Genomic DNA, 23156 nt, shown 5'->3' with positions numbered 1-23156 from the left:
AAATATGGAGCTGGCGATGGGACTCGAACCCGCGACCGGCTGATTACAAATCAGCTGCTCTACCAACTGAGCTACACCAGCAATTTATTCGCACATTATACCTGTAATTTCGAACTTTTCCAGCACTAAGTTCGGTCAACTCGCCGAATTGCAATCACACACCTTGAATACTGCTCAGCATGCTGCCGATGTAATTGAGGGTTTCGTGCAGAAAAACAATTAATTCATCGAGTTTATCCTGCACAAACATCAGAAAATGACTGTGGTTGAAGTTTTGATCTTTGTAAAAACTCAAACCGTTGTTAATGGTATTGGCCCCCATCAACAACATGATGAACGCCGCCGCCTTCAGCATTAAACCGCGTAATTTCACACTCATTTTGCCGAAGGCGACGCTGATAAACAGCATCATCGGTAAAGTCCCTGCACCAAATGCCAACATCAACGCGCCCCCCTCAAGCAAGGTAGCAGCCGTGGTGGCTTTCACAGCCATCGCAAACGTCAACATACAGGGCATCAAACCATTCAAGAGACCCGCGATAACCGAACCTAGCAGCGGCCCTTTTTGATTCGCCGCAGCATAGCCTTTGCGTAACACTTGCATGGGAATCAAGCGTATCGAGCCTTGCCAAGGTATCCAGCCCAATACGCCCAGCGCCAGCACAATGACGACTGCACCCATCAACATTTGCAAGATACTTTGGATTTTGCCGAACAAACCGCTGGACACCAGTACCACGCCCAAAGAAGCAGCCAAGACGCCGATCAGGGTATATACGGAAATGCGAGCGGCTTGATAGGCAATATAAGGTAGATAACTGCGGCTTTTCCCAGCTCGCATGAAGTAACCGGATACTAGCGCCCCGCACATCCCCAGGCAATGCCCGCTACCTAAAAACCCGGCCACAAAAGCCAGGGAATAATCGAATCCCGTGGCCGCAGCCATTTCGGTCATGCCGTGCATGGCATGATCCATACCTTCCATATTGTGTTCCATTTATTTGTTCAATCGAAGTGAGTTGACGATGACAGACACCGAGCTCAAGGCCATCGCCGCTGACGCGATCATCGGATTGAGCTTGCCCAACGCCGCCACCGGAATCGCTATGGTGTTGTAGCCGAACGCCCAGAATAAATTTTGCTTAATGACGCGGATGGTAAATGCGCTAAGTTCGATAGTAGCGGTGACCTTACCAATATCGCCCTGCACCAGCGTCAGGTCAGCGGATTCGATGGCAATATCGGTGCCGCTGCCTATTGCAAAGCCGACATTGGCCGCGGCCAGCGCCGGCGCATCATTGATGCCATCGCCTATCATGCCGACATTGTGCCCTTCATCCTGCAACTGGCGAATGATTTGCAGCTTTTGCTCGGGCTTGGCATTAGCGACTACATCCGCGATGCCGACCGTATCCGCGATGCAATAAGCGGTTCTTTCGGTATCGCCAGTGACCATCATGGTTTTAATACCCAAGTCGTGCAGCCGCGCAATAGCGGCGGCGGCTTCCGGGCGCGGATTATCGGCAATCGCGAATATGGCCGCTTCCTTGCCGTTGATCGCCATGTAAACCGGAGTTTGCCCTTGATCAGCAAAATTATCGGCCTGCTCCACTAAGCGACTTACATCAACTTGCTGATTCTCCAGCCAAGCCCGGTTGCCCAGTAACAATTTATAACCGTCCACCTCGGCGCGAATACCGTGACCGGTTTCGCTATAAAAATAGGCGCAATCCTGTAACTCGACACCCGCGTCGCGGGCATAGGCCACCACGGCTTTGCCGAGAAAATGCTCGGAATTGTGCTCGGCGGATGCCGCCAACATGACTAGTTTGTTTTCAGCCAGGCGGGATATTTTATAAACCTTGCTGACCCGGGGTTTACCTTCGGTGATGGTGCCGGTCTTATCGAAGACGATGGCGTTCAGTTTACTGGCTATTTCAAGACTTTCGCCGTTGCGGATATACACGCCCTGCTTAGCAGCTTGACCCGTGCCGACCATGATCGCCGCTGGCGTCGCCAGACCCAATGCGCAAGGACAAGCAATCAACAAAACGGTGATGGCATTGCCGAAAGCAAACGCAAATGGCGCGCCAGCCAGCAGCCAGCCCACCAACGTGGCGCCGGAAATCGCCATCACCGCCGACACGAACACCGCCGAGATTTTATCGACCTGTTTTTGAATCGGCAGTTTCGCAGCCTGGGCTTGATCGACCATATGCACAATACCCGCCAGCACCGTATCCATGCCTACCGCCGTGGCCTTGACATGCAATACGCCATTGCCGTTGACACAACCGCCGATCACGGCATGGCCGACACTTTTCACCACCGGCATGCTTTCGCCGGTGATCATTGCCTCATCGACCGTGGAAAGACCAGCAATCACCACGCCGTCGGTCGGAATTTTTTCGCCCGGCCTGACCAGCATCACATCGCCTATCCTGATGTCGTCAACATCGACGATGCGTTCGCTACCGTCGTCCGCCAACAAGGTCGCAGTTTGCGGTTGCAAATCCACCAACTTGCGGATCGCTTCGCCGGCCTTGCCTCTGGCCCGTTCTTCCAGATAACGGCCCAGCAACACAAACGTGATGATAGCCGCCGCCGCTTCGAAATAAACATGGCCGCGCCGTCTAAATAGAGACGGAATACTGTAGCCGTAAGCGGAACCCACGCCCAGCGCGATCAAGCTATCCATGTTGGCCGCGCGTTGTTTGGCCAGCCGATACGCCTTGCTGAAAAATTGCCAGCCTGTGCCGAATACGACTTGCGTGGTCAGCGCAAACTGCAACCAATGCATCCAGGAGCGGCCGCCCATCGTCATGGCTATCGTCACCACCGGAGTGGTTAACAGCCCTGCCCATACAAATCGACGCCGGGCTACGTCAATTCGTTGCAACTCCTTTTCGATGAGCTTCTTCCGCTGCGACAGCGTGTCGATAGGCATGGCGCTGTATCCCAGCTTTTCGATTTTATCGATCACCTCCGCCTTGCTGATCTGGCCCTGCACCGTGACGGTTTCAGTGGCAAAATTAACGCCGGCTTTTTTAACCCGTTCGTCGCGGTTTAACACCATTTCGATCAAAAGCGCGCAGGATGCGCAACTCATGCCTTGCACGGCCAAATCAACTTCTTGCAACGGCCCGTCGAATGCTTTTTTCTTGTCTTTTTTTAACTCAGTCTGCTTTAACGCGATATTGCCCAACACCGCGTCCAACATGATCAGCAAGTTTTTTGCCGGCAAACGATTAGAATCGAATTCGATGACTACCGAACCAATTTCAAACACCGAGCGCACACTTATAATTTCCGGGCGCTTTTTCAGCAAGATTTCCAGGATATAGCCGCGTTCGGGGTCGTTAAGCAACACCGGCGTAATGATCCGGATTCGATTTTTTAGCTGATGTCGAACGGAAAAATGCGCGTAATTTAGAGTATCGGTTTCCATGGGCGACTGAGGATTTGATGGACTAGCGAGCCCATCCTATGGAAATCATAGGATGGGCGTTGACAATCTCTACTTGGGCCGGCGCGAACGTACTAATAAGAAAAACATATAAAACACCGCCATCCACTCGTAACGATGCACGATGGGTTTGACCAGCCACTCCTGGGTGATGCGGGTCCAGTGGGTTTTTATCAAATACAAGACCAGCACATCATTCAAGAAATCTATCGTGGCTTTTTCGGGATCTTTAAACAGGGCTTTCGGGCCTTTGGTACTGACTTTGCCGATAATTTTGGCCGCCTGTACCGTTTCCTTGCCGGCTTGATATTTATCACTGAACCAGCCACCAATCCGGGTGCCTTTCAAGCGCTTTTTAATGCCGAGAACAGACTTTTTAGCCTTCTCCGCTAGCGGCTTACTGTCGAAATAACCTTGCTGTTCCAGCTCGGCAAGAATTTGAAACAGCTGTGCCGCCAAACTGGTAAAGCCACAGACAGCCCCATCGTATCGGATTGATAATTTGCCCTGCCCGCGATAAAGTTTCACTGATTGGACGCCATTAATTGCGGCAAGCTTGGTGCTGATTAAGTTCGCCGCAGTCGGTTGACAAGCTTGCGCGGGCACCTGAAAACGCACATGACCGTCATGGCGGTAACGTAGTACAAATTCTTTTTGGATAGCCATAGTCAACAGGGAAAAGTAAAACGGGCGGTCCTGCCATAGCAACGACCACCCGTTTCAAGTTACAGCCAAATGTCCAAGAATCGAACGGGATTAATTGCCTTCTTTCGCTTCGGCAACGATGTCTTCGAGGTTTTCTTTTTGATGCAATACAAAATCCTTGCCGGCATCAATCGTTTTTGTGGCGCTGGAAATAATTTCCTTTCTGTATTTGTACACAAAATAGCCCGCCACCATGCCTGCACCGAACACCAACAGAGGGTGTTTCGCTAATTTAGTCATCAATTTTCCTCCAGTGTTTACAGTTGCAGTGGCTAGTGTACCAGCCACCACCTGCTTAGTCATGGATGAATCGTTCGAGCTCTTCTTTGGGTTGTGAACATGTGCCATATGCGTCCTCGTTGCTGGTTAAGACTGGGGCTGGGTTGAATCGTCGGCGTCTTCAGGTAAAACCTGTGCCTCGTGCAACATTTGATAGATTCCCTTGCAGCCCTCGCAGCAAAAGCGCTTGTCGCCTTGCAGGGTTTTTAATCTAAACCCTTCCACTTCAACAGCTAGCCCGCAAAGATCGCAGCTTTTCTTATTATCATCCATTGTTACACGAACTCACTTATTACCTGTGCACATGTGCGGATTATAGCGCCTAAATAACCTTGGTAAACACGGCACGAGCGAAAACAAAATCATACGCTGACAAGGCCAGCGCAAGCAGGAAATGATCGATCACTCTGAAGCTGATCAATCAATACATCCGCTGAGGTAGCGACTGCGATCATCGTTTGCCGTGTGCGGCTCGGCTGGATGCCTTCATCAATGCAATTCTCAGAGCGCCAGTCAAACTTGCGCTCAAACCAAGACGCATCGCCAAGGCTGGCACCAAAATCATCGACGCCACCGCCAAACCTGCCCCCAGCACCAAGCCGGCAGTATTGATTTGCTGTGCCACGACTTCTTGATTTACAACAATTAATTCTTGAGCCATTTAGATACCTCACGCAGAATAAATTTAAAATCCACCGGAGCTAAACAGCATAAAGAATGCCAAAATATAATCGTTTGATTATATTGACTAAAAGTAAATGCCTTGTAAAAAACCAGAAAAAATCAGGGAAATGCCTCGTTATTTTTAAGTTATTTAACATAGTTTTTGCAAAGGACATTCAAAAAAAATCCCCAGCCTTGTATCTGAATACGATACAAAAAACTGGGGATATATTGACTCTCTAGCGCTCGCAACGAGCAAACATTAGCGTGCCGGAACTACTCCTGATCGAGACCAAACGCTTTGTGTAACGCACGCACCGCCAGTTCCAGATACTTCTCGTCGACCACCACGGAAATTTTGATTTCGGATGTCGAGATCATTTGGATATTGATACCCTCGTCGGCCAGCACTTTAAACATCGTGCTGGCAATACCGGCATGCGAACGCATACCAACGCCGACAATCGACACTTTGACGATACTGTTATCACCGATCACCGTGGTATTGCCGCCCAGATCGACGCGCAAACCTTCCAACACCTTTTGCGCGCGCGCGAAGTCATTGCGGTTGACGGTAAAGGTAAAATCGGTGGTGCCATGCGCGGAGATGTTCTGCACAATCATATCTACTTCGATATTCTCGGCGGCGATCGGCCCCAGGATTTTCGACGCCACGCCCGGCAAATCAGGCACGCCGGTCAAGGTCAACTTGGCCTCGTCCCGGTTAAACGCGATGCCTGATATTAACGCTCTTTCCATTTCTGATTCCTCGTAGGTAATTAGGGTGCCGTTGCCTTCCATAAACGAAGACAACACGCGCAATTTGACATTGTATTTGCCGGCGAACTCGACCGAGCGGATTTGCAACACTTTGGAGCCGAGGCTGGCCATTTCCAGCATTTCTTCAAAAGTAATGCGGTCCAGGCGGCGGGCTTTCGGCACCACGCGCGGATCGGTGGTATAGACGCCATCCACGTCGGTGTAGATATGGCATTCGTCGGCTTTCAGAGCCGCCGCCAACGCCACGCCGGTGGTATCCGAACCACCGCGACCCAGCGTGGTGATATTGCCATGCTCGTCCACACCCTGGAATCCCGCTACCACCACCACGCGACCAGCGTCGAGATCGGCACGCATATTGGCTTCGTCGATCTCGCGAATGCGGGCCTTGGTGAAGGCGCTATCGGTGAGAATCCGCACTTGCGCGCCGGTATAGGAACGCGCCTCGCAACCGAGCTGATGCAAGGCCATCGACAGCAACGCGATGGTGACTTGCTCGCCGGTGGACAGCAACACATCCAGCTCGCGGTCGGTCGGCTGCGGCTGCAACTCTTTTGCCAAGGCCACGAGGCGATTGGTTTCGCCGCTCATCGCGGACACCACCACCACAATCTGATCGCCCGCATCGCGGGCTTTTTTGACTTTCTCGGCGACCGCCTTGATACGTTCCACCGTACCAACGGACGTGCCGCCAAATTTATAGACGTACAATGCCATGTTTTTATTGACCTTTTGGCTTTTATTACTCCCTCGCCGTGCTGGAGAGGGTTGGATTGAGGAAAATCGAATGCGATCTCTTCATTAGGATTTTTGCTTACTTGGCGATTTATTGTTTGATGTCGCCAAGAGAACGGCCAATTTTAACGCGAGATACCGATTTAGCCGATGCAAAATTATCCGGCGTCATCGGTTGGTAAAAAGAACGCATCAAATCCGAGTGCGTCAAGCTCCATTCGCAACTGCTTGTCGCCGGTCCATAACAAGCCGCCCGTTTCAATGGTCAGCGCAACAAACAACAAATCCTTAGCGTCCACATCTTTCACCAATGCCCACGCTTTTTGTAAAGCTTCGGCCGAGATACTATTTTCATCGAAGAAATCAATATGTCGGATCAATTCATAAAGTAGCTCTAGGACTTCATCCTGGGTGTGTTTACTGACCGCGCAGACTTTTTCCTTGTATTTGAACAGTTCGACAAAGCCATATTTAGGCATTAATAGGGGCTGCTCCGAGCGCAACAATAATGTGGCTATTTTGGAGTTTTTATTCACCAATGCCGAAAAAACGATATTGGTATCGACAATCACCGGTTTCATTTAATTTTTGCCAGAAACCTTTCTTGATTTTCCCGCCACCAATTTTCTTTCAGTTCATTGTCAAGCGAGCTTGCGTCATCATTGGACATTTGGCTTTTGGAAATCAGCTCTTTAACACGCAGCATTTCGATCAATCTTGTTAATTCATGGGCCGACAGAAACTCTTTAGAAAAACTTAAATTGACTGTTTTGTCTGTGGCTTGGTAAGTCAGCATAGTTAGAGCCTCTGATTTAAATAATGTGTCGCTATCGCGACGGATTATTTTAACGTCGGTTCTCGCACCGACAGGCGAGATACTTTTCTTTGCTTGTCCAAAGAAAAGTATCCAAAAGAAAAGACACCCGGACGCCGCTTGTTTCCTGCGCTCCTCGCTTTCGGCGGGGGTTGACGAAAGGGGCTTCCTGCCCCTTCGTCAACGCGATGCATCCCTGCATCGCCCCTATCGGGCTAATCCCGCCAAAAGCTCCGGTGCTCGGCGCGGCATACGGGACAAAAACCATCGCGCTATTTAAAGCTAACCAGATAATTTCGATTTCAAATGTAGGGTACGCAGCGCGTAGCATTTAAAATCTTTACTTCCAGCCAAACCCTAAAAGGTACGCGGTGCGTACCCTATTTGACTTACAGCTAAACGGTTTAATTACCCGTGGAATCTACAAATTCCAATTCCTCTTGATACGCAATCTTTGGTATCTCAAGTACTTCAATTTTTCCATTAGCAAATTTTTTTAGTTTTTCATCATGGCTATAGATGGCATTACATTTTCTTACAATTGCAATTGCCACAATCATACAATCAGCTTTCAACTCTTGCCGTGTAGCACTATGGTTATTTTGTAGCTCTTTTGTTAAGCCTGAGCTTTTATTATCGCGCCACAATTTGGCAAAAACAGTAGAAGCAGCCGCGTCGTATGAAGGAATTAAAAAACTTGATTTCAACAAATTTAGAACCATTGCATGATTTTTAGGCTCTATAGCCGTTAACAATTCACCAACAACAATAGAGGGAACCATTATTTGTATTTTTGACCTTTGGCAGTCGTCAAAAAATGCTTTAGCTCTTGGAATCATATCTTCTTGTTCTTTTCCTGCCTCCTCTCTAATCCCCCAAAGAAGAATATGGTTGTCAACACAGACCGTCTTCATTCCATGCCTCCATCTCTTCTAAGAGTAGAAACAAAAGCCGATACGTCCTCTATGTCCTTAAAATAATAACCAATTTCCTTTGAAAGCTCTTTTAGCATTTTATTAACCGGAACTTGTTGAATCTCTTCAAACTCCATAATCTGAAACTCTTCAATCTCTAAGTCTCTTATATTCCATGTGGCCACCCCCGAAAACAAGGCAGTTTTATATAACCTGTGACCTAATTCTTGAGCCATGTTTTCTTGTACATCGCAATAAAGAACCGAGCCATCCATCAATTCAAGCATAGCTCTAGGTTTTTTCCCTCCAACTCTAAGTATCTTTCCTGTTATTTCAGTATTGCCAACTATAACTTTAGGCTTTGGAATTTCAGTCTGCGGGGTAATTTTAGTAATTATTAAATTCGATTTCGATGAAGAAAATTCAGCATCACAATTATGTTTTTTAGAGAAATTAGATATTACTTCTAATGATCGAATAGTTTGTGGAGTTAGAGTATCAAAGTTTCCTTCTTCAATAGCTATACTTGTCGAAATAAACGCAGGTATAACAATACTGGTCAGCGTAGCATTGAAAATTAAACCAATACTTTTATCTTCGATTCGACACAGTCCTATAATAATGTCGTCTTTTTTTATTGTGGGATCTTTTCTTAGAGACTCAGATACCATCATATCTTCTACAGACTCAAGAATTTCAGCAAGTTCTCTTGATCTTACCAAACCCGGACTAATGCCTTCGCCCGTAAGCCTAATTTTTATTTGTTCTTCCATTCCTTTATTGTCCTCCCCTCCACAACAAATGTCCGATTATTTGGCAAACCTACAATAAAGACCATAGGCTGGGTAGAGCAACGCGAAACCCAGAAAAAACGTCAACGCTGGGTTTCATTTCATTCAACCCAGCCTACAAAGACTAACCTTACCTCAACGCTTGCCGCTCCGAATTGTTGGGTTACGCTATCGCTAACCCAACCTACACTGGGAGGGTTTTGTCCCGTATGCCGCGCCGAGCACCGGAGCTTTTGAACGGATCAGCCCATTAGGGGCGTCGCAGGGATCCGGCGCGTTGACGGAGGGGCTAGGAAGCCCCTTCTGTCAACCCCGTTCAAAGGCGAGGACCGCAGGATCAAAGCGGCGTCCGGGTCGCCTTTTCTTTGGATACTTTCTTTTAGCGACGCAAAAGAAAGTATCTCGCCTGTCGGTGCGAGAACCGACTTCAAAACAATCCTTCGCGATAGCGACACGTTACCGCCAGAAACGCCTATCGGCCTAATTCAAGCCTACAAACCCTATCGTTGCGATCCCGAACATCATCGGTATTGGCAGCTTTCAATAGGCCGCGTAATTGTTGCAAAGTAAGCAACTCAGCTTGATTTGACTTAAGCAAGTCCATTCTCTGTTTTAGAATCGCCTTATGCCAATTCGGAGACCTAGTTTCTGCATTTGTCATAGCCTTCTCCGAAATTAACCAGCCAACCTCTCCCTCACCCACTCCGGCACCGCCGCCAACGCAGCCGCCAAATTAGAAGGATCGTTGCCGCCAGCCTGCGCCATGTCCGGCCGACCGCCGCCTTTGCCGCCGACTTGGGTGGCGACGAAATTCACCAATTCGCCGGCTTTGACCTTGTCCATTGCATCCTTGGATACGCTGGCGATCAGACTGACTTTGTCACCGCCGACCGCCGCCAAGACCAAAGCTGCGCTGCCCAGTTTGTTTTTCAATTGATCGGCCAAATCGCGCAAGGCTTTCGGGTCGACGTCGTCCAATTTTACGGCCAGTACTTTCACGCCGTTGACATCGACGGCTTGGCTGGTCATTTCATCGCCGGCCGAGCTAGCCAATTTGGCTTTGAGTTTTTCCAGTTCTTTTTCGAGGCCGCGGGTTTTTTCCATCAACTGATGGACTTTGTCAGCGGCTTTGTCCGGTGCCGCTTTCAATAAACCGGCGATGCTGAGCAAGGCTTTTTCGCGCTGATCGATCCAATCCAACGCGCCTTGACCGGTCACGGCTTCCAGACGTCTGACGCCGGCCGCGACGCCGGTTTCGCCGATGATTTTGAACAAGCCGATGTCGCCGGTGCGTTGCACGTGGGTGCCGCCGCAAAGCTCGGTGGAAAATTCGCCCATCGTCAGCACGCGCACTTCATCGCCGTATTTCTCGCCGAACAAGGCCATCGCGCCCGCTTTCACCGCATCGTCCTTGGCCATGATTTCGGCGGCGACCGCGTTGTTTAAACGAATCTGTTCGTTAACCAAGCGTTCGACGGTGGCAATTTCCGCTGGCGTCATCGGTTCGAAATGCGAAAAGTCGAAACGCAAGCGTTCGGAATTAACCTGCGAACCTTTTTGCTGAACATGCTCGCCCAAGGTGGCCCGTAATGCGGCATGCAACAAATGGGTAGCCGAGTGATTGCGCTCGGTGGCCTTGCGGATTTCGGCATCGACGCTGACTTCGCAAGCCTGACCTTCGCTGAGCGTGCCACGCAACACCTTGCCTTTGTGCAAGAACAATTTACCGCCCTGCTTCTGGGTATCATGAACCTCGAACAGCGCATCGCCGCATTCGATTCGGCCGGTATCGCCGACTTGGCCGCCTGACTCGGCATAAAATGGGGTTTGATCAAGAATCACCACGCCTTCGTCGCCGGCTTCCAACGCATCGACCGGTTGGCCTTGCTTGAACAAGCCCAGAATTTGTACCGAGCCGTCCAGATGAAAATAACCGGTAAATTCGGTACTGCTGTCGTGTTTGATGTCTTGATCGTAATCAGCGGCAAACGTACCGCCGGCGCGAGCCCGGTCACGCTGCGCAGCCATTTCCACTTCGAAACCGGCGTGATCGACGCTGAGCTTATGTTCGCGGGCAAAGTCGGCGGTCAAATCCACTGGGAAGCCGTAAGTGTCGTACAACAAGAACACGACATCGCCGGGGATGACATGGCCGTCCATTTTGGCGACGCAGGCTTCCAGAATTTTCATGCCCTGTTCGAGGGTTTCCGCAAAGCGCTCTTCTTCTTTTTTCAGCACCCGTTCGACTTGCTCCTGAGCATTCGCCAATTCCGGATAGGCCGCGCCCATCTCGGCAACCAACGGCGCGACCAGTTTATAGAAGAACGTATCCTGAATGCCCAAGCGGTAACCGTGCCGAATCGCCCGCCGGATAATTCGGCGCAACACGTAACCGCGACCTTCATTCGACGGCAACACACCGTCAGCGACCAAGAAAGCGCAAGAACGAATGTGGTCGGCGATGACCCGCAAGGAGCTATTCGCCAAGTCGGTGGTGCCTGCCAGTTGCGCGGCGACTTTTAACAGATTTTGGAACAGGTCGATTTCGTAGTTGCTGTGCACGCCCTGCATTACCGCCGAAATCCTTTCCAGGCCCATGCCGGTATCGACCGATGGCGCGGGCAGCGGCGTCAAATTACCGTCCTTGTCACGGTCGTATTGCATGAACACCAAATTCCAGATTTCGATGTAACGGTCGCCGTCTTCGTCCGGGCTGCCGGGAGGGCCGCCGGCCACGTGTTCGCCATGATCGTAGAAAATCTCGGTACAAGGACCGCAGGGGCCAACATCGCCCATCGACCAGAAATTGTCCTTGGCGCCGATGCGTGAGAAGCGCTTGGGATCGTGTTTGACGTCTTCCAACCAGATCGCTTCGGCTTCGGAATCTTCATCAAATACCGTCACCCACAGCCTTTCTTTGGGAATGCCCAGCTCCTTGGTCAGGAAGTCCCAGGCAAAATGAATCGCATCGCGCTTGAAATAATCGCCGAAACTGAAATTACCGAGCATCTCGAAAAAGGTATGGTGGCGCGCCGTATAACCGACGTTTTCCAGGTCGTTATGCTTGCCGCCGGCCCGCACGCAGCGTTGACTGGTGGCAGCGCGGGTGAAGTCAAGCTTTTCCCGCCCCAGAAATACATCCTTGAACTGCACCATCCCAGCATTGGTAAACAACAGGGTGGGATCGTTACCCGGCACCAGCGAACTGGAGGGACGCACGGCATGGCCGTGTTGACGAAAGAATTCCAAAAAGGCGGCCCGCAATTCGGCGCTGGTCATTTTTTTCATTGTGGTTACTTCGGTTGATTTGATACTTCAGAAAGTAAATTTACGTTACATATGCTGATGATAAGAGCTCATCTATAGAATTTTCAGCCATTTAACAAATTCGCCAGCGTTTCGTGCAATGCTGGCAAAGATGATTCGATGGTATTCCAAACCGTTAAATCGTTAACCGACGCATATCCGTGAATCAACAGATTGCGAAAAGCCACGATTTGTGGCAAATCCGGAATGCGTTCGGCCCAAGCAGGTTCTATTTTGCATAACTGGTTTAAAGCTTCGCCAATAATCTCAAATTGGCGCTCCACAGCAGAGCGTAATAAACGGTCTGATCTGTAATCCGCAACAGTTTTACCGGCAACAAATTCCAGAATCGCTTCAGCAGCGAAATGAGCGTCCCACAGAAAGACCCGAGGATCACGCTGCATAGACCAATTCGCGACTTTGTTCTATGCTGGCTAGCAAATAAGGGTTTTGCAACGCTGCAGTCTCCGCTAAATCCACATGCCGCCCAATTAGGCTCTCCAGTTCTTGCCGTAGGGCAAAAAATACCTGCAACGAAGACGACTGACCGTCCTCGGCAAATTCGACCAAAAAGTCCGCATCGCTGTGTTCCAAATCGAAGTCGGTAGCCCGCGCGGCCGAGCCAAAGACCTCCAGACGCTTAACCCGATAGCGCCTGCATAAGTCGACGATTGCGGATTTATTTTGCTGAATCAGAGGATGCATAAATAGCTCTTAGCTTCGATTTGCTTGAACCTTATTTCAACTATTTCTCCGAATACGCTTCGCTATTCGGAGCTACGAGCTCAGACTTCAATTTAGGGAATGAAATCTTTGGTGGGTTGGGAGTTACTTTTACTAAGGAATCCCCAACCACTTTTATCATTTCAGCAATTTCCGATAAGGAAATTTCAATGTCGCAGTTATAAGTTGACGTTGAGCTTGGTGCAAAATCAGGGACCGCTTGCTTACTCAGAACTATAACTTTCTTGCCGGAATCCCAACTAATGTTCGGACCATCAATTTCAACTACTTGAAGGTTGTCTCGCCGTGCTTTAGATCTTGTATATCCGGTTGCAACTCTACTGAACTTCATCTAATTGGCCTTAAAAGTTTGTCGAAAACGGTACCGCTTATTCCGACCTACATAGTTTGATTTTCAATTCCGCAAACAAGCGCTTGATCATTTCGCCACTGAAGCCGCGTTGCTGTAAAAAGCGGCTGCGCTTCAGCCATTCGTTTTGGGTCAGCGATTTTTCGCCGTCGTATTTACCCAAATACACGTCCAGCAGCAGATTTTGCCAGCCGCCCTGCTCCTCGGCCTGCGCATCGAGATTGGCGTCGTTGATACCGCGCTGCTGCAGTTCATAACGAATTCGCATCGGACCGTAACCGCTTCGGATACGTTGGCGAACATAGGCTTCGGTATAGCGTGCGTCGTTTTGCCAGTTCTGCTCGGCTATCTGATCGATAACCGGTTCAACGTCGTCGCGGTTAAAGCCGCGTAGTGCCAATTTATCCAGCAATTCCCGGCGGCTATGTTCGCGCCGGGCCAATAGTCTCAGACAGACCGCTTCGATCTGCTGCCGGCGTTCAATCGCCGTCGACAAACTCGGCGTCGTCGTCTTCACTGACTGCAGCCGGCGCGCTGGCTAATTTGGCAAAGGCCTTCTCGCGGATAGCCTTTTCCAATTCGGCGGCCTTATCCGGGTTATCGCGTAAAAACTGCTTGGCGTTGTCCTTGCCTTGGCCGATTTTCTCGTTGTTGTAGGCATACCAGGAACCGGACTTTTGCACGAAACCGAATTCCACGCCCAAGTCGACCAGTTCACCGAAGAATGACACGCCTTCGCCATAGAGGATTTCGAAATCGGCTTGCTTGAACGGCGGCGCCACTTTGTTTTTAACCACTTTGACGCGAGTCTCGTTGCCGATCACCTCGTCGCCTTTCTTGATCGCGCCGATGCGGCGAATATCCAGACGCACCGAGGCATAAAACTTCAGCGCATTACCGCCGGTAGTGGTTTCCGGGTTGCCGAACATCACCCCAATTTTCATCCGCAACTGGTTGATGAAAATCACCAATGTGTTGGAACGTTTGATGTTGGCGGTCAGTTTGCGCAAGGCTTGCGACATCAAGCGCGCTTGCAAGCCCATGTGCGAGTCGCCCATGTCGCCTTCGATTTCGGCCTTGGGTGTTAAAGCGGCCACCGAGTCGACCACCACGATGTCGACCGCGCCGGAGCGCACTAGCATATCGGTGATTTCCAGGGCTTGTTCGCCGGTATCCGGTTGCGAAACCAACAAATCGTCGATATTGACGCCGATTTTTTGCGCATAGATTGGATCCAGCGCGTGTTCGGCGTCGACGAATGCCGCCGTGCCGCCCAACTTTTGCATCTGGGCGATGGTTTGCAGCGTCAAGGTGGTTTTACCGGACGACTCCGGGCCGTAGATTTCGATAATCCGGCCGCGCGGCAAACCGCCGACACCCAGCGCAATATCCAAAGACAGCGAGCCGGTTGATACGACTTCAATGTCGCGGCTGGCGGCGACATCGCCCATCCGCATCACGGAGCCCTTGCCGAATTGTTTTTCGATCTGCATCAACGCGGCGCCCAGCGCCTTTTTCTTGTTTTCGTCCATTTGAGTACCTGCTGTTGTCTGGCCGGTGAAAGCCGCGCATTATCCCATAGACCCTGGCTGTGAAACAGTTTTTATATCCATTCAAAGTTCAGAAAAAGCCGGCGGCAAGCCGCGGATTGAAAGGAAAATATAAATGCAGATACGAGGCTTGAAGCGAGCCACTGCGAAAAAATCCTTCGCCGTGGCCAAAGCTGCGTTGCGCGACGGACGAAGCAACCGGTTCTAACGTGGTTTCCAGCGTGGAGAAATGAAAACTGTGACCGCGAATCTCACCGCGCTCCAGTTGGAGACTATGCATGCCCAAATTGGCCAAGCGGGTTTGCATCCGCGCACGACCTGGCAACAAACCCGCCATCGCCGCCTGATTGCCATCTATATCGGCCAAGGTCTGCAGCAAGTATAGGAAGCCGCCGCACTCGGCGTAGATTGCTTTGTCGGCTTGATGATGCCTGATTAATGCCTGCTTCATCGCCGTATTGTCGGCCAGGGCTTGCAGATGCAACTCCGGATAGCCGCCCGGCAAGTAGACGCTGTCAGCCTCCGGTAAAGCACAGTCCTTCAACGGTGAGAAAAACACCAGTTCGGCGCCCATCGCTTGCAGGCAATCCAGGTTGGCTTGGTAGATAAATGAAAACGCCGCATCACGGGCCACGGCAATGCGCTTTCCCGCTAACAAATGGGGCGGGGGATCGATCGACACTCCGACAAACGACACGGGGGCCGGCAACTGGCAAGGTGTATAACTGTTCAGCAATTCGGCGGCCCTAGCGAGCCGCGTGTCCAGATCGCCAATTTCATCAGCCTGCCACAAGCCCAAATGCCGCGATGGCAGACCGACGGCGTCATCTCTGGCCACTGCAGCAATCAGTGGCGTTTGCGCCGGCAAGGCTTCTTGCAACAATTTTGCATGCCCGGCGCTGCCGATCTTGTTGGCTATCACACCGGCAAATGCCAAACCCGGTCGATAATTGGCCAAGCCGTAGGCCACGGCTGCAAAGGTTTGCGCCATGCCCTGCGCATCAATCACCGCCGCGACCGGTACCGCCAACGCCTGGGCTAAATCAGCGCTGCTGCTGTCGCCGTCGAACAAGCCCATCACGCCTTCGATCAAAATCAAATCGGCTTCGCCGGCGGCGCGGTACAACAAGTCACGGCAATGGGCCTCGCCCATCATCCATAAATCCAGTTGATAAACCGGCTGCCCGCTGGCGTAAGCCAAAATCTGCGGATCGATGAAATCCGGGCCGGTCTTGAATACCCGAACCCGACGGCCTTGCTGTCTATGATAGTAAGCCAGCGCGGCGGTGACGGTGGTTTTGCCTTGCCCGGAAGCCGGGGCGCTGATTAACATGGCCGGACAACAGCGCGGGTTGGTCGTCATGGATGAAACGGGAGAAACAGTCAAAACATCAGTCCTTTTGGTAAAACCACATTTGATAAACACTCATTAGTATTTGTACGCCCATCGATAAGCCCATCAACGCACCGCTAAGCACTACCACATAGGCAAATTCGGAAATATGCTTGGTGACAAACCAGGACACTACGTCCAATAGCATTGCAAAAAACGGAATCACCAGCGCCACCCGCTTGACGTAGATATTCATATCGCAGAGCAGAAAAATTTTGCCAATGAAAAACAGGATGAAGGCAATGCCGAATAAATGAATATGCGACACCCTGACCAGCGCCGGCGTCGACGCCCCGCCTTTATGCGCCACTTCCGCGACACCTTCGTAATGCGTCAGATTGGGCAGGCTCGGGTTGGCGGCCGGGTTATGACAGTGGATGCAATCGCGGTTCAAAATCGGCGCGATCTGTTGCTCGTAAGCCGGTTGCTCCGCGCCATCCTGAATCCATTTCAAGATCACTTCCTTATCGCTTTTGTATTTCAGATTCGGCTCCATGATGCCGTTGACTGCCGCGCCAAGCCTGGACTGAGTGGTCGAACCGTGGTACATGATGACAATGTCGTCTATCGACAAACCGCGCTTACCATCGCGGCCCTGATGGGTGTAATACAAATTCACGAGGGCCATCAGATAACCCAAACCGATGGTCAACAGAAACACGGTATATAAAATCTTCTCACTGGTGGAAATATCTCGAAAACGGCGATATTGCTTCGGCATAGGCAATTTAGAAAAAGGCAAAGTGGGCACGATCCATGGCGCTAGACTGGTGCTGCGGAAGCTTCCGGCAAGCCAAATCGGCTCCCCAGCGGCTCAATGGCATCAAACTGCTTTTAGAATAATCGATATGCAAATATTGATCTATGCCAAGTTCGCGGAAAAATCCTACCGGCGATTTTTATTTTTATCGCATAATCGACCATAGTTAAGCGCCAAGAGTGCTTCAAGCTCTCAGAAGAGCACGTTCTGGTTTTGAATGAATTTTTCCAACGTCCACCTTTTGCTAATACCGCAAAAACAACGATGAAACCATCCCCAGCGCTTTAAGTCATTGGGGGATCCAACACAGCAGGAGAACATATGCGTACTTTATTACTTTCCTTACTTGCCGCTACCACCTTTTACAGCAGCTTATCAACCGCTCAAGCCCAAGATTCCGCTAGCGTGGCAATCCCGGATAAAGTCAGGGCCAATATTTTGAAACGACACCCGCAAGCGCAGGACCTGAAAGCGACTCAGGAAACCCACTTTGGTCAACAGCTACTGGAAGTCAGCTTTAAGGATACGGAAGACGAATTGAAGCATGAGTTATTTAGAACCGACGGCGCGTTGTTTGCGAACGAAATCCTGCTGGACAACGGTCTAGAAATATCACCTGACGTGACCAAAGTGCTGGCCGATAACTTCCCTGGCTATAAGCTGCATAAGGCGGAATTGGTGATTAACCCGAACGGCGTGGGCGAAGAATACGAATTGTTTATTGAGGTGGGTGGCAGCAAATGGAAGGTGGCGGTCAACGACAAGGGCAAAATCACGGATAAAGATGCTTATTAATGGCTGTCTCCCCAGGCACTTAATGCTAAGAATCTTAGAATTTCCTGCCTGTTAATCGGGCACTTAAATTTCCCTGCTCCGTCATTCCCGCGTAAGCGGGAATCCATCTTGAAAACTCGGCCTTAGCATAAGCGTGAGCGACTTTATTGAGGGCCGGTTTAATAAATCCGGCCATACTTGAGTGGTTTTCTTACTGCTTGAGAATTTCCTGAATTTTGCCCAATAGCTTTGCCCGTATAGACACTCGGGGAGCGCGGACAGTTACAGCGCGTCGCTAGCCGTTTACTCTGACGCCTGGATTCGAACCCCAAGTTTCAGGAAATTCCCTATTTTCCGCCCCACCTCGCTAGTCTTACAATATTGGTATGACTCAAAATAATTCTTCCGTCACCGAACTGTTTCCCGGGTTTTCAGACGCCGATAGCTTACAGATCAGCCAAGCGCTGAAGCTGGTCGAGCAACTTTCGGCAAACTGCAAGGACACTCTCCGCCCCAAAGGCGTCGATGTCGCCTCAATTTTAATGAGTGTGCATATCGATCTGGAAACTATTCTGGCGGCGCTGCTCAGCGATTCACGTGTTGCCGGGAAACTCAGCGACCCGACAATACGCGAGCAATTCGGACCGGTAGTCGCCGACTTGGTTAAAGACGTGAGCTGGCTGAATAATGTCAGCATTTACAGTACCGACATGGCAAACCAGCCCAATCAAGCCGAGATATTGCGACGCATGCTGCTGGCAATGACCCATGACGTGCGGGCGGTGCTGATTAAATTGGCTTTTCGTATTCAGCGGCTGCGCGGACTCCAACACGAGCAAGACAATATCCGCCGCTTCATTGCCAGGGAAACCCTGGATATTTATGCGCCACTCGCCAATCGCCTGGGTATTAATCAATTCAAATGGGAATTGGAAGACCTGGCGTTTCGTTATGCCGATCCTGAGCATTACCGCTTTGTCACCGACTCATTGGCTGTCAATCGGGAACAACGCCAAGCCTTTATTGAGCGGTTTTTAGCGGCACTTCAAGACCGTTTAAACCAGGAAGGCATACAGGCCAAGGTCTACGGTAGGCCCAAGCATATCTATAGCATCTGGAACAAGATGCGCCGCAAGCAACTGGCGATAAACGAACTTTACGACTTATTGGCAGTGCGCGTGGTGGTGGACAGTTTGTCGGCCTGCTACATGGTGCTAGGCTTGGCGCACAGCCATTGGCAGCATATTCCGCGGGAATTCGACGACTACATCGCCAACCCTAAGGAAAACGGCTATCAGTCCCTGCATACCGTAGTTTTGGATGAAGACGGCAACCGTATCGAAATTCAAATCCGTACCAAAGCCATGCACGACTTTGCAGAGCTGGGTGTGGCGGCGCACTGGCGTTATAAAGAGGGCAGCAAGTTCAACGCCGCCACCGAGAAGAACATCGCCTCGCTCCGACAATTGCTGGAAGACAAAGATAACACTGACGGCTTGCTGGAAAACTTTCATACCGAGCTGTTCTCCGACCGGGTATTCGTGCTGACCCCTGCCGGCAAATTGATCGACCTGATCAAGGGCGCTACGCCGTTGGATTTTGCTTATGCGATCCATACCGAGGTGGGTCACAGTTGCCGCGGCGCCAAAGTTAACGGCCAAATCAAGCCCTTGACTTACAAGCTGTGCTCTGGGGAGCAGGTGGAAATCATCACCGTTAAAAACGGTCAACCCAATCACAATTGGCTGAATCCCAACCTCGGTTACCTAAAAACCCCGCGAGCCATCAGCAAGGTAAAAAGCTGGTTCAAACAACAACAGCAAGCCGAAAATATTGCGGCCGGCAAATTGCTGCTGGATAAGGAAAGCAAGCGGCTAGGCTTGAAAACCGTCGATATCAACGAATTGTTAAGGCATTTTAAATTCGCGGATACAGAACATTTTTATGAAGCGCTAGGCCACGGCGACATCAACAACCGACAATTGGCCGGTGCGCTGAAAATTCCGGAATTGGAGCCTACGCCGATTAAGTTGGTGCCAAGCAAATCCTCGACGCAATCAGCGATTACTATCGATGATATTGATAATGTAGTGACCACGCTGGCCCATTGCTGCTCACCGGTAAAGGGTGACGAGATTATCGGCTTTATCTCGCATAAACGCGGTATCACTATTCATCGCCGCGACTGCGAGAATATTCGGCATCTGTCGCCCGAGCAGCAATTGCAATTGTTGAAAGCCGATTGGAGTGGTCAACAAACTGTACATCACAGCGTACCGATTTTGATTCATGCCTTTAACGCGCAAAATTTGCTGAACGACGTTTCTCAGGTACTAGCCGCCGGGAAAGTACATATCAGCAACGCCTCGTTGAAGACCCACGACGATTTATCGGCCATTCTGAATATGACAATTCAAATCGAAAATACCGAGCAACTTAGTTTGGTGCTGGCACGTATCAGCCATTTGCCAAATATTATTGAAGTGAGAAGGAAAGTCTGACACGCCCTGTATCAGCACTAATTCAACTATCCGGGAGACTTTTTTAGCGGCTCGGCAGAGGATTCATGCTAACATAGGCGTTTTAAATTTAGAGCTTTGACTATGGCAAAAGAAGATCAGATTGAAATGGATGGCAAGGTTATCGATACCCTACCCAACACTATGTTTCGCGTCGAACTGGAAAATGGTCACATCGTTACCGCCCACATCTCCGGCAAAATGCGCAAACACTACATCCGCATCCTGACTGGCGATAAAGTCCGCGTAGAAATGACACCTTACGACTTGACCAAAGGCCGCATTACTTTCCGCAATCGCTAACCCGTCTTTCGGGAAAGCGATTGCTTCCCTCGCTTTATACGACTTGATTCAATTCCGAAACGATTAGTTGTTTGCTCTCGATGGCAAAAGCCAACGCATCGTTCTCGACATGCACTCGCACGTGACCGCCATTCGCTAAACGACCGAACAATAAATCTTCTGCCAGCGGTTTTTTGATCTTTTCCTGAATCAATCGCGCCATTGGCCGCGCGCCCATTTTTGGATCGCAACCATGTTCGGCCAGCCACGCTCTCGCCGCAGGTTCTAAAGTCAATGTGACATTTTTGTCCGCCAATATGGCTTCCAGCTCGAAAATAAACTTATCGACCACACTGCCCACCACCGCCAAATCCAGCGGTTTGAATTGCACAATTGCGTCCAGACGATTTCTAAATTCCGGCGAAAACCCTCGCTCGATCACTTTCATACTATCGGAAGCATGATTTTGCTGGGTAAAGCCGATAGATGCCCGACTGCTTTCTTCCGCGCCGGCATTGGTCGTCATGATCAAAATGATATTTCTAAAATCCGCTTTGCGACCGTTGTTGTCGGTCAATGTGCCGTGATCCATCACCTGTAGTAACAGGTTGAACACATCCGGGTGCGCTTTTTCCAACTCGTCCAGCAACAACACGGCATGGGGATGTTTGGTCACCGCTTCGGTCAGCAATCCACCTTGATCGAACCCGACATACCCCGGAGGCGCTCCGATCAAGCGTGATACAGTATGCCGCTCCATGTACTCAGACATATCGAAGCGAATCAACTCTATGCCCAATACTTTGGCTAGCTGCCGAGTCACTTCGGTTTTACCGACACCAGTAGGACCGGCAAACAGGAACGAACCGATCGTTTTAGTGGTATCGCGCAAACCCGCTCGCGATAGCTTAATTGCCGACGCCAGCTCTGAAATGGCTTCGTCTTGGCCAAACACCAGCATCTTCAGGTTTTTTTCCAAGCTCGACAATTTATCAATGTCGTTTGACGATACCGATTGTGCCGGAACCCTGGCAATTTTGGCGACGATTTCTTCTATCTCGGCAGTATCGATCAGATCCTTGCGATCAATACCGGCAAACAACCGCTGCCTGGCCCCGGCTTCGTCGATCACATCAATGGCTTTGTCGGGCAAATGCCTGTCTGTGATATAGCGCGCTGATAATTCCACCGCCAGTCGCAATGCTTCTTGGGTGTATTTCAGGCCATGATGCTCTTCAAAGCGCGACTTCAAGCCCTTCAAGATTAATACAGTATCTTCTATTGATGGCTCTATCACATCGATTTTCTGGAAGCGCCGCGCCAGAGCGTGGTCTTTTTCGAAAATACCCCGATATTCTTGATAAGTAGTGGACCCAATACAACGCAATTGTCCGGATGCCAACACCGGTTTGATCAAGTTAGAGGCATCCATCACCCCACCGGAAGCGGAACCCGCACCAATAATGGTATGAATTTCGTCTATAAATAAAATCGAGTCCGGTTCTTTTTTTAGTTGGCTAATTAAAGCCTTGAGTCGTTTTTCAAAGTCACCGCGATACTTGGTACCGGCCACCAGTGCGCCCATATCTAGCGAATAAATCACACTATTCAACAAAATATCCGGCACTTGTTCTTCAACAATTCGTTTCGCCAAACCTTCGGCTATAGCGGTTTTACCGACACCAGCCTCCCCTACCAATAGCGGATTATTTTTGCGGCGGCGGCAAAGCACCTGAATGGTTCTTTCCACTTCCAGCTCGCGGCCGATTAAAGGATCGATGTTGCCTTTCAGGGCTTCTTCGTTCAAGTTGGTTGCGTATTTTTCCAATGGGCTGGACAAAGCTTCATTGCTGCCGCGCTCGGATTCCGGCTCTTCGTTATTTTCTTTTCTGAACTGCTCGATTTTGGAAACCCCGTGCGCCAGATAATTGACCACATCCAAACGGGTAATGTCTTGTTTGTTCAACAGATAAACCGCGTGCGAATCCTGCTCACTGAACAAGGCGACAAATAAGTTCGCGCCGGTGACTTCTTTTTTGTCGGAAGCCTGGACATGAAATACGGCGCGCTGTAAAACGCGCTGGAAACCCAAAGTGGGTTGCGTTTCGCGCTGTATGCCTTCCGGAATCAAGGAAATGGTTTCATCTATAAACCGGGTTAGTTCGGCCCGCAGTGCATTAACATTGCAGCCGCAAGCGATCAAAATCGGTATCGTCGTGACATTGTCCAACAAGGCTAGCAATAAATGCTCGACCGTGATGAATTCGTGTCTTTTGGCATGAGCTCCGGTAAAAGCAGCATTCAATGTCACTTCAAGTTCTTTACTTAGCAT

General features: G+C 50.3%; 23 protein-coding genes and 1 tRNA gene. 3 read left to right on the top strand and 21 right to left on the bottom strand.

Going from position 1 to position 23156, the window contains the following annotated elements; all coding sequences use genetic code 11:
• Positions 1-5: 5 nt before the first annotated feature.
• From JL719_RS07605 to JL719_RS07510, 20 genes are all read right to left on the bottom strand, one after another.
• Positions 6-81: transfer RNA gene (locus JL719_RS07605), tRNA-Thr, on the bottom strand.
• 73 nt (positions 82-154) lie between these two features.
• Positions 155-997, bottom strand: a complete 843-nt coding sequence (locus JL719_RS07600; protein ID WP_225893052.1) for a sulfite exporter TauE/SafE family protein — start codon at positions 995-997, stop codon at positions 155-157.
• A complete protein-coding gene (locus JL719_RS07595) occupies positions 998-3448 on the bottom strand; it encodes a heavy metal translocating P-type ATPase (protein ID WP_033157283.1) in 2451 nt (816 codons plus the stop codon).
• A 69-nt stretch (positions 3449-3517) separates the two neighbouring features.
• Complete coding sequence (locus tag JL719_RS07590) at positions 3518-4132, bottom strand: hypothetical protein (RefSeq protein ID WP_033157282.1); 615 nt, start codon at positions 4130-4132, stop codon at positions 3518-3520.
• Between the two features lie 90 nt (positions 4133-4222).
• Positions 4223-4474: a hypothetical protein gene (locus JL719_RS07585; protein WP_225587427.1), complete on the bottom strand. Its 252-nt coding sequence runs from the start codon at positions 4472-4474 to the stop codon at positions 4223-4225.
• A 63-nt stretch (positions 4475-4537) separates the two neighbouring features.
• A complete protein-coding gene (locus tag JL719_RS07580; protein ID WP_033157280.1) occupies positions 4538-4723 on the bottom strand; it encodes a heavy metal translocating P-type ATPase metal-binding domain-containing protein in 186 nt (61 codons plus the stop codon).
• A gap of 178 nt (positions 4724-4901) precedes the next feature.
• Positions 4902-5111 (bottom strand): hypothetical protein, encoded by a 210-nt coding sequence (locus JL719_RS07575; RefSeq protein WP_026601374.1) that lies wholly within the window; start codon positions 5109-5111, stop codon positions 4902-4904.
• A gap of 278 nt (positions 5112-5389) precedes the next feature.
• Positions 5390-6610: an aspartate kinase gene (locus tag JL719_RS07570; protein ID WP_033157278.1), complete on the bottom strand. Its 1221-nt coding sequence runs from the start codon at positions 6608-6610 to the stop codon at positions 5390-5392.
• A 176-nt stretch (positions 6611-6786) separates the two neighbouring features.
• Positions 6787-7209, bottom strand: coding sequence for a PIN domain-containing protein (locus tag JL719_RS07565; protein ID WP_033157277.1), 423 nt, complete (start codon positions 7207-7209; stop codon positions 6787-6789).
• A complete protein-coding gene (locus tag JL719_RS07560) occupies positions 7206-7424 on the bottom strand; it encodes a hypothetical protein (RefSeq protein ID WP_033157276.1) in 219 nt (72 codons plus the stop codon). Before JL719_RS07560 ends, JL719_RS07565 begins: the two co-directional genes overlap by 4 nt.
• A 422-nt stretch (positions 7425-7846) precedes the next feature.
• Entirely contained in the window at positions 7847-8356 is a 510-nt protein-coding gene (locus tag JL719_RS07555; RefSeq protein ID WP_033157274.1) for a type II toxin-antitoxin system VapC family toxin, read from the bottom strand.
• Positions 8353-9129, bottom strand: a complete 777-nt coding sequence (locus JL719_RS07550) for a hypothetical protein (RefSeq protein ID WP_033157273.1) — start codon at positions 9127-9129, stop codon at positions 8353-8355. The genes JL719_RS07555 and JL719_RS07550 overlap by 4 nt, the downstream gene beginning before the upstream one ends.
• 693 nt (positions 9130-9822) lie before the next feature.
• Positions 9823-12435: an alanine--tRNA ligase gene (gene alaS, locus JL719_RS07545; protein ID WP_174843448.1), complete on the bottom strand. Its 2613-nt coding sequence runs from the start codon at positions 12433-12435 to the stop codon at positions 9823-9825.
• Between the two features lie 83 nt (positions 12436-12518).
• Positions 12519-12857 carry a HepT-like ribonuclease domain-containing protein gene (locus tag JL719_RS07540; RefSeq protein WP_033157271.1) on the bottom strand — a complete coding sequence of 113 codons (339 nt, stop codon included), beginning with the start codon at positions 12855-12857 and terminating at the stop codon, positions 12519-12521.
• Entirely contained in the window at positions 12847-13158 is a 312-nt protein-coding gene (locus JL719_RS07535; protein WP_033157270.1) for a nucleotidyltransferase family protein, read from the bottom strand. Before JL719_RS07535 ends, JL719_RS07540 begins: the two co-directional genes overlap by 11 nt.
• Positions 13159-13198: 40 nt before the next feature.
• A complete protein-coding gene (locus JL719_RS07530) occupies positions 13199-13528 on the bottom strand; it encodes a hypothetical protein (protein WP_033157269.1) in 330 nt (109 codons plus the stop codon).
• 37 nt (positions 13529-13565) lie between these two features.
• On the bottom strand, positions 13566-14063 hold the full coding sequence (locus JL719_RS07525) for a regulatory protein RecX (RefSeq protein ID WP_084153322.1): 498 nt from the start codon (positions 14061-14063) through the stop codon (positions 13566-13568).
• The gene (gene recA / locus JL719_RS07520; protein WP_033157268.1) at positions 14026-15078 is read right to left on the bottom strand and encodes a recombinase RecA; all 1053 of its coding nucleotides are present in this window, start codon (positions 15076-15078) and stop codon (positions 14026-14028) included. Before recA ends, JL719_RS07525 begins: the two co-directional genes overlap by 38 nt.
• 88 nt (positions 15079-15166) lie before the next feature.
• The gene (locus tag JL719_RS07515; protein ID WP_308441631.1) at positions 15167-16483 is read right to left on the bottom strand and encodes a cobyrinic acid a,c-diamide synthase CobB; all 1317 of its coding nucleotides are present in this window, start codon (positions 16481-16483) and stop codon (positions 15167-15169) included.
• Between the two features lie 4 nt (positions 16484-16487).
• Complete coding sequence (locus tag JL719_RS07510; protein ID WP_033157266.1) at positions 16488-17210, bottom strand: Aq_1264-related membrane protein; 723 nt, start codon at positions 17208-17210, stop codon at positions 16488-16490.
• Between the two features lie 360 nt (positions 17211-17570).
• Here JL719_RS07510 and JL719_RS07505 point away from each other — a divergent pair, with 360 nt between their 5' ends.
• From JL719_RS07505 to infA, 3 genes are all read left to right on the top strand, one after another.
• Positions 17571-18044: a hypothetical protein gene (locus tag JL719_RS07505; RefSeq protein ID WP_033157264.1), complete on the top strand. Its 474-nt coding sequence runs from the start codon at positions 17571-17573 to the stop codon at positions 18042-18044.
• Between the two features lie 365 nt (positions 18045-18409).
• Complete coding sequence (locus tag JL719_RS07500) at positions 18410-20524, top strand: RelA/SpoT family protein (RefSeq protein WP_033157263.1); 2115 nt, start codon at positions 18410-18412, stop codon at positions 20522-20524.
• Positions 20525-20626: 102 nt separating this feature from the next.
• Positions 20627-20845 carry a translation initiation factor IF-1 gene (gene infA, locus JL719_RS07495; RefSeq protein WP_013819653.1) on the top strand — a complete coding sequence of 73 codons (219 nt, stop codon included), beginning with the start codon at positions 20627-20629 and terminating at the stop codon, positions 20843-20845.
• A 34-nt stretch (positions 20846-20879) separates the two neighbouring features.
• Here the strand turns inward: infA and clpA are convergent, their stop codons facing one another.
• Positions 20880-23156, bottom strand: coding sequence for an ATP-dependent Clp protease ATP-binding subunit ClpA (gene clpA / locus JL719_RS07490; RefSeq protein ID WP_033157262.1), 2277 nt, complete (start codon positions 23154-23156; stop codon positions 20880-20882).

Origin of the sequence: Methylomonas sp. LW13 (assembly GCF_016865255.1) — a bacterium.
GTDB lineage: Bacteria > Pseudomonadota > Gammaproteobacteria > Methylococcales > Methylomonadaceae > Methylomonas.
This window is presented reverse-complemented; position numbering and strand designations above follow the sequence as displayed.

Bases quoted from the DNA above. Each gene is read 5' to 3' on its own strand.
- JL719_RS07600 (WP_225893052.1), bottom strand. From the start codon at position 997: ATGGAACACAATATGGAAGGTATGGATCATGCCATGCACGGCATGACC.
- JL719_RS07595 (WP_033157283.1), bottom strand. From the start codon at position 3,448: ATGGAAACCGATACTCTAAATTACGCGCATTTTTCCGTTCGACATCAG.
- JL719_RS07590 (WP_033157282.1), bottom strand. From the start codon at position 4,132: ATGGCTATCCAAAAAGAATTTGTACTACGTTACCGCCATGACGGTCAT.
- JL719_RS07585 (WP_225587427.1), bottom strand. From the start codon at position 4,474: ATGACTAAGCAGGTGGTGGCTGGTACACTAGCCACTGCAACTGTAAAC.
- JL719_RS07580 (WP_033157280.1), bottom strand. From the start codon at position 4,723: ATGGATGATAATAAGAAAAGCTGCGATCTTTGCGGGCTAGCTGTTGAA.
- JL719_RS07575 (WP_026601374.1), bottom strand. From the start codon at position 5,111: ATGGCTCAAGAATTAATTGTTGTAAATCAAGAAGTCGTGGCACAGCAA.
- JL719_RS07570 (WP_033157278.1), bottom strand. From the start codon at position 6,610: ATGGCATTGTACGTCTATAAATTTGGCGGCACGTCCGTTGGTACGGTG.
- JL719_RS07565 (WP_033157277.1), bottom strand. From the start codon at position 7,209: ATGAAACCGGTGATTGTCGATACCAATATCGTTTTTTCGGCATTGGTG.
- JL719_RS07560 (WP_033157276.1), bottom strand. From the start codon at position 7,424: ATGCTGACTTACCAAGCCACAGACAAAACAGTCAATTTAAGTTTTTCT.
- JL719_RS07555 (WP_033157274.1), bottom strand. From the start codon at position 8,356: ATGAAGACGGTCTGTGTTGACAACCATATTCTTCTTTGGGGGATTAGA.
- JL719_RS07550 (WP_033157273.1), bottom strand. From the start codon at position 9,129: ATGGAAGAACAAATAAAAATTAGGCTTACGGGCGAAGGCATTAGTCCG.
- alaS (WP_174843448.1), bottom strand. From the start codon at position 12,435: ATGAAAAAAATGACCAGCGCCGAATTGCGGGCCGCCTTTTTGGAATTC.
- JL719_RS07540 (WP_033157271.1), bottom strand. From the start codon at position 12,857: ATGCAGCGTGATCCTCGGGTCTTTCTGTGGGACGCTCATTTCGCTGCT.
- JL719_RS07535 (WP_033157270.1), bottom strand. From the start codon at position 13,158: ATGCATCCTCTGATTCAGCAAAATAAATCCGCAATCGTCGACTTATGC.
- JL719_RS07530 (WP_033157269.1), bottom strand. From the start codon at position 13,528: ATGAAGTTCAGTAGAGTTGCAACCGGATATACAAGATCTAAAGCACGG.
- recA (WP_033157268.1), bottom strand. From the start codon at position 15,078: ATGGACGAAAACAAGAAAAAGGCGCTGGGCGCCGCGTTGATGCAGATC.
- JL719_RS07510 (WP_033157266.1), bottom strand. From the start codon at position 17,210: ATGCCGAAGCAATATCGCCGTTTTCGAGATATTTCCACCAGTGAGAAG.
- JL719_RS07505 (WP_033157264.1), top strand. From the start codon at position 17,571: ATGCGTACTTTATTACTTTCCTTACTTGCCGCTACCACCTTTTACAGC.
- JL719_RS07500 (WP_033157263.1), top strand. From the start codon at position 18,410: ATGACTCAAAATAATTCTTCCGTCACCGAACTGTTTCCCGGGTTTTCA.
- infA (WP_013819653.1), top strand. From the start codon at position 20,627: ATGGCAAAAGAAGATCAGATTGAAATGGATGGCAAGGTTATCGATACC.
- clpA (WP_033157262.1), bottom strand. From the start codon at position 23,156: ATGCTAAGTAAAGAACTTGAAGTGACATTGAATGCTGCTTTTACCGGA.